11 protein-coding genes are annotated in these 8,355 nt (G+C 68.9%); all 11 read left to right on the top strand.

Features of this window, described 5'->3' with window-relative positions:
- Positions 1-195: 195 nt before the first annotated feature.
- The gene (locus tag AC3ENX_RS05305; RefSeq protein ID WP_311292438.1) at positions 196-648 is read left to right on the top strand and encodes a hypothetical protein; all 453 of its coding nucleotides are present in this window, start codon (positions 196-198) and stop codon (positions 646-648) included.
- Between the two features lie 90 nt (positions 649-738).
- Positions 739-1,407, top strand: a complete 669-nt coding sequence (locus AC3ENX_RS05300) for a DsbA family protein (protein WP_434810806.1) — start codon at positions 739-741, stop codon at positions 1,405-1,407.
- On the top strand, positions 1,407-2,426 hold the full coding sequence (locus tag AC3ENX_RS05295) for an NAD(P)-binding domain-containing protein (RefSeq protein ID WP_434810805.1): 1,020 nt from the start codon (positions 1,407-1,409) through the stop codon (positions 2,424-2,426). Before AC3ENX_RS05300 ends, AC3ENX_RS05295 begins: the two co-directional genes overlap by 1 nt.
- 13 nt (positions 2,427-2,439) lie before the next feature.
- Entirely contained in the window at positions 2,440-3,156 is a 717-nt protein-coding gene (locus AC3ENX_RS05290) for a copper resistance CopC family protein (protein WP_434810804.1), read from the top strand.
- Entirely contained in the window at positions 3,153-3,428 is a 276-nt protein-coding gene (locus tag AC3ENX_RS05285; protein WP_434810803.1) for a TFIIB-type zinc ribbon-containing protein, read from the top strand. Before AC3ENX_RS05290 ends, AC3ENX_RS05285 begins: the two co-directional genes overlap by 4 nt.
- Positions 3,429-3,505: 77 nt before the next feature.
- Positions 3,506-4,054, top strand: coding sequence for a signal peptidase II (locus tag AC3ENX_RS05280; RefSeq protein WP_434810802.1), 549 nt, complete (start codon positions 3,506-3,508; stop codon positions 4,052-4,054).
- Positions 4,051-4,386: a DUF6804 family protein gene (locus tag AC3ENX_RS05275; protein WP_434810801.1), complete on the top strand. Its 336-nt coding sequence runs from the start codon at positions 4,051-4,053 to the stop codon at positions 4,384-4,386. Before AC3ENX_RS05280 ends, AC3ENX_RS05275 begins: the two co-directional genes overlap by 4 nt.
- Positions 4,383-4,982 carry a TlpA family protein disulfide reductase gene (locus AC3ENX_RS05270; RefSeq protein ID WP_434810800.1) on the top strand — a complete coding sequence of 200 codons (600 nt, stop codon included), beginning with the start codon at positions 4,383-4,385 and terminating at the stop codon, positions 4,980-4,982. Before AC3ENX_RS05275 ends, AC3ENX_RS05270 begins: the two co-directional genes overlap by 4 nt.
- Positions 4,979-5,746, top strand: a complete 768-nt coding sequence (locus AC3ENX_RS05265) for a cytochrome c biogenesis CcdA family protein (protein ID WP_434810799.1) — start codon at positions 4,979-4,981, stop codon at positions 5,744-5,746. The genes AC3ENX_RS05270 and AC3ENX_RS05265 overlap by 4 nt, the downstream gene beginning before the upstream one ends.
- Entirely contained in the window at positions 5,727-7,415 is a 1,689-nt protein-coding gene (resB, locus tag AC3ENX_RS05260) for a cytochrome c biogenesis protein ResB (RefSeq protein ID WP_434810798.1), read from the top strand. Before AC3ENX_RS05265 ends, resB begins: the two co-directional genes overlap by 20 nt.
- The gene (locus AC3ENX_RS05255; protein WP_434810797.1) at positions 7,412-8,353 is read left to right on the top strand and encodes a cytochrome c oxidase assembly protein; all 942 of its coding nucleotides are present in this window, start codon (positions 7,412-7,414) and stop codon (positions 8,351-8,353) included. The genes resB and AC3ENX_RS05255 overlap by 4 nt, the downstream gene beginning before the upstream one ends.
- Positions 8,354-8,355: the final 2 nt, after the last annotated feature.

Raw genomic sequence — 8,355 nt, 5'->3', positions numbered from 1 at the left:
AGTTGTCGCAGCGCTGCGGTGTCGGGCGATCGCGACGTTCTCGCGGCTGGACGAGCATGCATCGCCCGGAACGAGTGACCGCTATTAACCTTCGGCGTTGTCGAAGAACTCGACGACGCACTCTCTTCAAGGCCTAGGGTTGTCGTTCGGGAAACGGGTCAGGCTCTCTAATTTGCACACGGTAGGCTGTTGGCGATGGTCTCTTCGGCCCGGACTCCGCGCTCCGTGACGCTGAATGAGCAGTTGTTGATAATGAGGCTCATTACCAGCGTCGGTTTGGCGTTGTTGCTGATGCTGGGTCTGGCCGCGACGGGTCACACGGAGGCGGACGGTTCGACTCCTGTTCCTCTGGTGATTTCTGGGTTGATGGACCCGCATGTCGGACCCGTGGCTGATGCACCGGCTGAGCATGAGGCGGTCGCCGGTGGCGTCGCTTCTGGGCCGAACGTGTTGGTGGGCGCTGCGCTGTGCATGTTGGGCGTGTTGTGCGGGCTGACGTTGATGGTGGTGCTGCGGGGATTGTGGCGTCGGCGGATGCCTCCGGTTCTCGGTGACGGACCACGAATGCCTTCGCTGCTTCCGGCGCCGGCCGCCCGTGCTCACCCAATTGTCTTTTCGCTGACGCAGTTGGGTCTTTCCCGAACCTGACATCTGGCACGCCGCCCTTCCGGGTGGCGCTTCGTCCCGGGCTGCGTGCCCGGGTTCTGTCCTGTGCCGTGTCTTGGTTTGGAGTACCCGATGAAAACCCCTGTGAAGGCGACACTCGTCACCATTGCCGTTGTGGTGGTGATGGTGGTCGCCGCGTTGATCTACGTCCTTGTCAATCAGAGCCAGTCCGCTCCACCTTCATCTGGGGGAGGTGATGCATCCCCGCAGGTGGTGCGGGAGAGCTCGCATGTCCTCGACGACGGCGGGGAGGGCGCTGTCACCCTGGTGGAGTTCCTCGACTTCGAGTGTGAGGCGTGTGGCGCGTTCTTCCCGATCGTGGAGGATCTGCGGGAGCAGTTCGCGGGGGAGATCACGTATGTGGTCCGCTACTTCCCGCTGCCGGGCCATTTCAACTCGAAGAACGCGGCGGTCGCGGCGGAAGCGGCCGCGCAGCAGGATCGGTTCGAGGACATGTATGTCCGGTTGTTCGAGACGCAGGCGGAGTGGGGTGAGGCGCAGGAGTCTCGCGCCGATCTGTTCCGTGGCTTCGCGGAGGAGATCGGTCTGGACATGGCCGCCTATGACGCCGCCGTGGCGGACCCGGCCACGACGGAGCGGGTGGAGTTGGACTTCGAGGAGGGCCAGGCGCTTGGCGTGAGCAGCACCCCGACGTTCTTCCTCGACGGTGAGCTGCTCGAGTTGCAGGCGTGGGACGACCTCGAGAACGCCATCCAGGCTGCGGTGAACGGTGCTCGGTGATGCGGGCGGGTTTGACGCATCGGCGGGCGATCATCGTCGGCGCCGGGCAGTCCGGGCTCGCGGTTGCCGCGGCTCTGAGCGCGGAAGGGCTGCGGCCGCAGCACGAGTTCGTGGTGATCGACGCGGCCAGCACGGGGCAGCGTTCCTGGTCTTCACGGTGGTATTCGATGGAGCTTCTCAGCGACGCACGGCATAGCGCGCTGTCTCCGCGGCGGCTGCTGGGCGACCAGCGCCGGCATCCGCGAGTGGATGAGATGGCCGACTACCTCACCTTCGTGGAAGCCGGGCTGGGCGTGGAGACGGTCTGGGGCATCCAGGCGACCGGGGTGGAGCACCGCGGGAACGGCTCGACTCTGCTGCTGTCGACGACGGCGGGGGAGGTGCAGACCCGCAACGTGATCTGCGCGACGGGCGCGGCCGCGCACCCGCGGATTCCGGAGTGGGCGTCTCTGCTGACGGTGCCCGGGGTGGTGCTGCACAGCAGCGAGTACCTGTACCCGAAGCAGATCCCCGCCGGTGACGTGCTCATCGTGGGCGGCGGCAACAGCGGTGTGCAGCTGGCCCGCGAACTGTCCGCGTCGCACACCGTGACGCTGTCCGTGAGAACCCGGCGGCAGCATCGCCCCGCGATGAGCTATCCCGCCGCAGCCGGGGAGAGGGTGCCGCTGTTCTCGCGGGAGCGTCGCCCCGAGCCGGTCTTCGGCGACAGCTATGAGCAGCTGCGCCGCGCCGGGGTCACGATCGCAGCTGCGGTGCAGGACGCGGCCGGCGCCGTTGTGACCTTCGCTGACGGCACGCAGGCATCCCCCCGTTCGGTGATCCTCGCCACCGGCTACACCCCAGGCGACGACTGGCTCCCCGAATCGGCCCGCGTCGACCGGCCGCGGCGCACCCTGACTGGCCTGCCCGGCCTGTTCGTGGCGGGGATGCCGCAGTACGGCGGCCGCGGCTCCGACACCCTCGCCGGGGTGTGGAAGGACGCGACGACGATCGCCCAGCACATCATCAACCGGCCCTGAAAGGACCATCGCTTTGACCACCGTCACCGATCACGAACACCCGCACCGATCCGGCTCACGGAGACGCGTCCTCCTCCTGTCCACTCTGACGTCGCTGTTGCTGGCCGCCGGGCTCCTGTTCGCCACCGCGGCGCCCGCAGCCGCGCACGATGAGATCGTCTCCTCCTCCCCGGAAGCCGGATCCACGGTCAGCGTGGTCCCGGAGGAGATTTCGCTGACGTTCAGCGGCGAGATCCTCACCGATTTCAGCGCGGTGATCATCGAGGTGGTCGCCCCGGACGGGCAGAACATCGCATCGGGGGATCCGGTCATCGACGGGACCACGGTCACGCAGGCGGTGACGCCTGGTCAGGCGGGCGTGTACACGGTGCGGTGGCGGGTCGTCTCCAGCGACGGCCACCCGATCAGCAACGAGTACCAGTACACCGTCGAAGCGGTCACCGTCCCCACCAGCGCCCCCACCCCCGAAGCGACCGAGGAGCAGACACCCGACCCGTCTCCGACGTCCACCGACACCACCGGCAATCCTGGTCACGGTGAGCCCTCCGGGGGTGGGGAGCTTCTGCCGATCTTGGCTGTCGCTAGTGGCGTGATCGTGCTGGGCGGCGCGCTGGTGGTCGTGCTCATGGTGGCCAGAGAGCGTCGTCGCCGCGATCGAGCAGCCGCAGCCGCGGCTGCCGCGGATGGTGGACCCGCCGACGACCAGCAACAGAAGGAGAACCCCTCATGAAATGTCCGGTCGACGGAGCCGCCCTGCTGATCACGGAACGCTCCGGGGTCGAGATCGACTACTGCCCGCAGTGCCGGGGGGTGTGGCTGGACCGTGGCGAGCTCGACAAGATCATCGATCGTGCCGCCGACCTCGCCGGTGGCGGCCGGCAAACCAGCACCGCCCCCTATCCGCGGGAGGGCGACCACCGTTCTGACCGCGACAGGGATCATCATGGTCGCTCCGGGCGTCGGCGGAAGGAAGGGTTCCTCGGTGACCTGTTCGACTTCTGACGCCAAGGGTCTCTTCCTGATAGCCGGTCTGATGGCCGGGGTATCAGTCGCCCCCACGAACGCACGAGGAGCCGCTGATGGTTCGTGAGCAGACCCGGCGGTTCGCGGTCGCGTGCCTGGCCGCGGCTGTGGTGGTCCTGGTCGACCAGGCGACGAAGGCGGCCGCTCTGGGAGGGTTGAGTCAGGAGGAGCGGATCCCGCTGCTCGGGGATCTGCTCGGGCTGCAGCTCGCGTTCAACCCCGGCGCGATCCTTTCTCTCGGTGCCGGGGTCACCGGGCTGCTCACTCTCCTCGGGGTCGGTGCCGTGGTGTTGCTGGTCGTGGCCGCCGCGCGGGCGCGGACCGGATGGTGGGCGCTGGGGATCGGGCTGATCCTGGGAGGCGCGATCGGGAACCTGATCGACCGGCTGTTCTCCCCTCCTGGGTTCGGGGTCGGGCACGTCACCGACTTCCTTGCCTACGGGAACCTGTTCATCGGCAACCTCGCCGACGTCGCCCTCGGCGCTGGCGTCATCGTGCTCGGCCTGAGCCTGTGGGTCCGTCACCGCCGCGCCCGCGCGAGCGCAGCGGACGGTGCCACGACCGGTGCGCCGCCCGCTGCGGGCTCCGTGGTGAGCGGGTCATGATGGCCAAGCAGCGCACTCCGTCCGTGTACCAGCGGAACGCGTTCGCGCCGGGGCTGCTCGCGGCGGCGGTGTTGTTCCTCGCGCCGGTGCTGATGGGCGGGGACTGGTTCACGGTGGTGCTGTTCGTCGCGGCGATCTTCGCGGTCATCGTGGGGTGGTTCGCGATCCAGGCGCGGCAGTGGTGGTGGCTGCCGGTGTTTGCGGTGGTCGTGGTGATCTGGAACCCGGTGTTCCCGTTCCCGTTTTCCGGCCCGGTGTGGACGGCCGCGCAGCCAGTCGCCGCGGTCGTGTTCCTCGTTGCCGGCGCCCTGATCAAAGTCAAGCGCGCATGATCCGCCGCCACGTCCTTGTCACTGTGACGCTGGTCGCGGCGCTGCTGCTGGCCGGGTGCACGTCCGGCGACTCGCTTGCGCAGCAGTATCGGGACGGGAACGAGAAGGGCTACATCGCTGGCGACTTCCAGGTCGTCGAGATCCCGGATCCCGACCGCGGCGAGCCGGTGGTGTTCGAGGGGGTCACCGAGACCGGCGAGACGGTGACCAGTGACGACTACCGCGGCGGAGTGCTGGTGGTGAACTTTTGGTACGCCGCGTGCGGGCCGTGCATCGTCGAAGCCCCGATGCTTGAGGAGGTCTGGCAGGAGTATCAGGACCAGGGCGTCGCGTTCCTCGGGGTGAACACCTACGACCAGCCCGCGACGGCGCTGTCGTTCGCCCGGGACAACAACGTCACGTATCCCAGCGTGATCGACGTGAACGACGGGCGGGTCAAGCTCGCGTTCGCGCAGGTCACCCCGATCCAGGCCACCCCGACCACCCTGGTCATCGATCGGGATGGACGGGTCGCGGCGCGGATCATCGGACAGCTGGCCAGCGCGTCGATCCTGTCCACCCTGGTCGCCGACACGCTCGCCGAGGACAGCTCGTGAACCCGGGTCAGGTGATCGTCGACGGCGCCCTGTGGGTTGCGATCCCGGTCGCGATCCTCGCCGGGCTGGTCTCGTTCGTGTCCCCGTGCGTGTTGCCGCTGGTGCCCGGCTATCTCGGCTACCTCGGCAGCACCACCACGACGACCGCGGCCCCCGCGGTGGACGGGGGGCGCACGGTGACGGCGGAGCGCGCTCGGCTGCTGCTGGGCGTGACACTGTTCATCGCCGGGTTCACCGTGGTGTTCGTCGCCGTCACGATCCTCGGCGGCACCTTCGGGTACCTGCTGCTGCAATACGCCAATGTGCTCACTCGCGTCTTCGGGGTCGTCATCATCGCTCTTGGCCTGGTGTTCCTCGGGTTCTTCGGCATCGCCCAGCGCACTCTCCGCCCCCGCGCCCAGGGCAGGGCCGGCCTGATCGGGGCGCCGCTGCTCGGGTTCGCGCTCGGCGTCGGCTGGACCCCCTGTATCGGTCCGACGCTCGCGGCGATCATCTCGATGTCGTGGAACCTCGGCGACCCCGCCCGCGCCGGCCTGCTCGGGCTGGCGTACTCGCTGGGTCTGGGCATCCCGTTCCTGATCCTCGCGGCCGGATGGGGGTGGGCATCCCGCTCGGTGATGTTCCTGCGCCGCCACATCCGCGCCCTGAACATCATCGGCGGGGCCATGCTCATCGCCCTCGGCCTGCTGATGGTGACCGGGCTGTGGACGGCGCTGATGTCGCAGCTGCAACAGGTGGTGATCAATGTCCCCCTCCCGCTCTGACACCGGCACTGACGTCACCGCCGACCCGCTGCGCCCCGGCGACCACGCCGACAGCGAATCCGCGATCGAGATCACCCAGCCGGCGCTGGGTGTCACGGGGTGGTTGCGGTGGGCCTGGCGGCAGCTGACCAGCATGCGCACCGCACTGGTGCTGCTGCTGTTTCTCGCCATCGCTGCGGTGCCGGGGTCGCTGTTCCCGCAGCGCAGCGCCGACCCCAACGGCGTCATCCAGTGGGAGCGGGACAACCCCGACGTGTTTCCGCTGGCGGATGCGGTGGGCCTGTTCGACGTGTATCTGTCGCCGTGGTTCTCCGCGATCTATCTGCTGCTGTTCACCTCCCTGATCGGCTGCGTGATCCCGCGCGCCAAGCACCACTACAAGGCGCTGCGCTCCCGCCCGCCGCGAACCCCGGCGCGGCTGTCGCGCCTCTCGGAGTACCGGGAGCTCACGTTGCCGGCGGGGGAGGGGCGGACCGACGCGGCCGGGCACGCGGTGGATGTCGCGGCGGAGCAGCTGCGGCGTGCCGGGTACCGGGTGGAGCGATACGACGCCCGCGGAGCCGCGTCGGTGTCGGCCGAACGCGGCTACCTGCGCGAGACCGGCAACCTGATCTTCCACGTCGCCCTCGTCGGCGTGCTCGTCTCCGTGGCGATCGGCGGGTCGTTCGCGTACACCGGGCAGCGGGTGGTGGTGGAGGGCACCACATTCGTGAACGCGCTCAGCGACTACTCCTCGTTCAACCCCGGCCGTTTCGTCGACGGCACCCGCCTTGCCCCCTACTCGCTCACCCTCGACGACTTCCAGGTTTCCTACCGTCTGCCCGGCACACCCGGCGCAGGCCAGGCCGGCGACTTCTCCGCCGATGTCACGATCCGCCAGCCCGGGCAAGACGACCGGTCGCAGAGCGTGATCGTGAACTACCCGATCACCGTCGACGGCGACCGCATCTACCTCCTCGGCAACGGCTACGCCCCCACCCTCACGATCCGCGACGCCGCCGGCGAGGTCGTGTACAGCGAGTCGCAGCCGTTCCTGCCGCAGGACTCCAACATGACCTCGCTGGGGATCATCAAGATCCCGGACGGGCTGCCCGAACAGGTCGGGCTGGTCGGGTTCTTCTACCCCACCCAGGGGGTGCTGCCCTCCGGCGCGTTCACCTCCGTCTACCCGGACGTGGTCAACCCGGTGCTGACTCTCAACGTGTTCAGCGGGGATCTCGGCATCGACGACGGAACTCCGAGGTCGGTGTACACGCTCGAGGTCGACGGTCTCACCCAGCACACCGGCGGCGACACCGCCGCCGACTCCCTTGAGCTCACCCCCGGCGCCACCGTCGACCTGCCGAACGGGTGGGGCACGATTACGTGGGAGGAGGTCACGGCGGAGGAACCGGTGAAGCGGTTCGCGTCGCTGCAGATCCAACGCGACCCCAGCAGCGGCTGGGTGCTCGCGTTCTCCGTGCTCGCCACCCTCGGCCTGTTCGCCGGCCTGTTCGTGCCCCGCCGCCGGCTCTGGGTGAATGCCCGCACCACCCCGGATGGTGTGCACGTCGAGTACGCCGGACTGGCCCGCGGCGAAGACCCCGCTTTGGCGCGCGCCGTCGACGAGTTCGCGACCCGCCACGCGCACGCCCTCGGCGTAGACCAGCAGGCGAAGGACACACCGTGACGACCGTGTGGATCCCGGACGCCCCGCCGACCCTCGGCGGGTTCCTCACCCCGGCCCCACTTCCGGCTCCGGTGCTACCGCTCCTCGCGGGACTCCTCGCGGTCGCCTACCTGGCCGGCGCGATCCGGATGTGGGTCCGCGGCCGCGGCTGGCCCGTGTGGCGGACGATCAGCTTCCTGCTCGGCTGCGTCGCCCTCGCCGCGGTCACCGGCCTGGCGGTGGAGAACTACGGGTACGCCCTGTTCTCGGTGTTCATGTTCCAGCAGCTCACCCTGATGATGGCGATCCCGCCGCTGCTGGTCCTCGGCTCTCCTGGCACCCTGCTGCTACGCGCCACCCCGCACCACGGCCCCGGTCTCCTGGTGCTCCGCGCCGCGCATGCCGGGCTACGCAGCCGCACCGCACGGTGGCTTCTCAGCCCGTGGCTGGCGGTGCCGCTATACCTGGCCGCGTTCTACGGTCTGTACCTGGCGAACTTCGCCGACCCGATCCTGTCCACCGTCACCGGCCATACCCTCCTCGAGGTCGGGTTCCTGGTCGCCGGGATGCTGTTCACCATCCCGATCCTGTCGTCGGACCCGCTGCCGGTGCGGATGAGCCACGGCGGCCGCGCCCTGGACGTGTTCGCCGAGGCCGCCCTGCACGCCTTCTTCGGCGTCTTCCTGATGATGGCCACCACTACCCTCATCGACGGGTTCGCCGGCCCGACGAGCGCGCTGGGCATCGACCCGATCGAAGACCAGCGCCTCGCCGGCGGGCTGGCCTGGTCCTACGGCGAGGCCCCCACATTGCTGATGCTCATCTACGTCATGCACCGCTGGTTCCGCGACGACACCGCCCAAGCGGTCGCCGCCGACCGTCGCGCCGACGCACACGGCGACCCTGAGCTCGACGCGTACAACGACTACCTCACCCGACTCCACCAGAAAGACACCTGACC

The organism is Microbacterium sp. bgisy189 (assembly GCF_057707225.1).
Note: the sequence above shows the minus strand (reverse complement) of the source record. Positions and strands in the feature narration are given on the sequence as shown.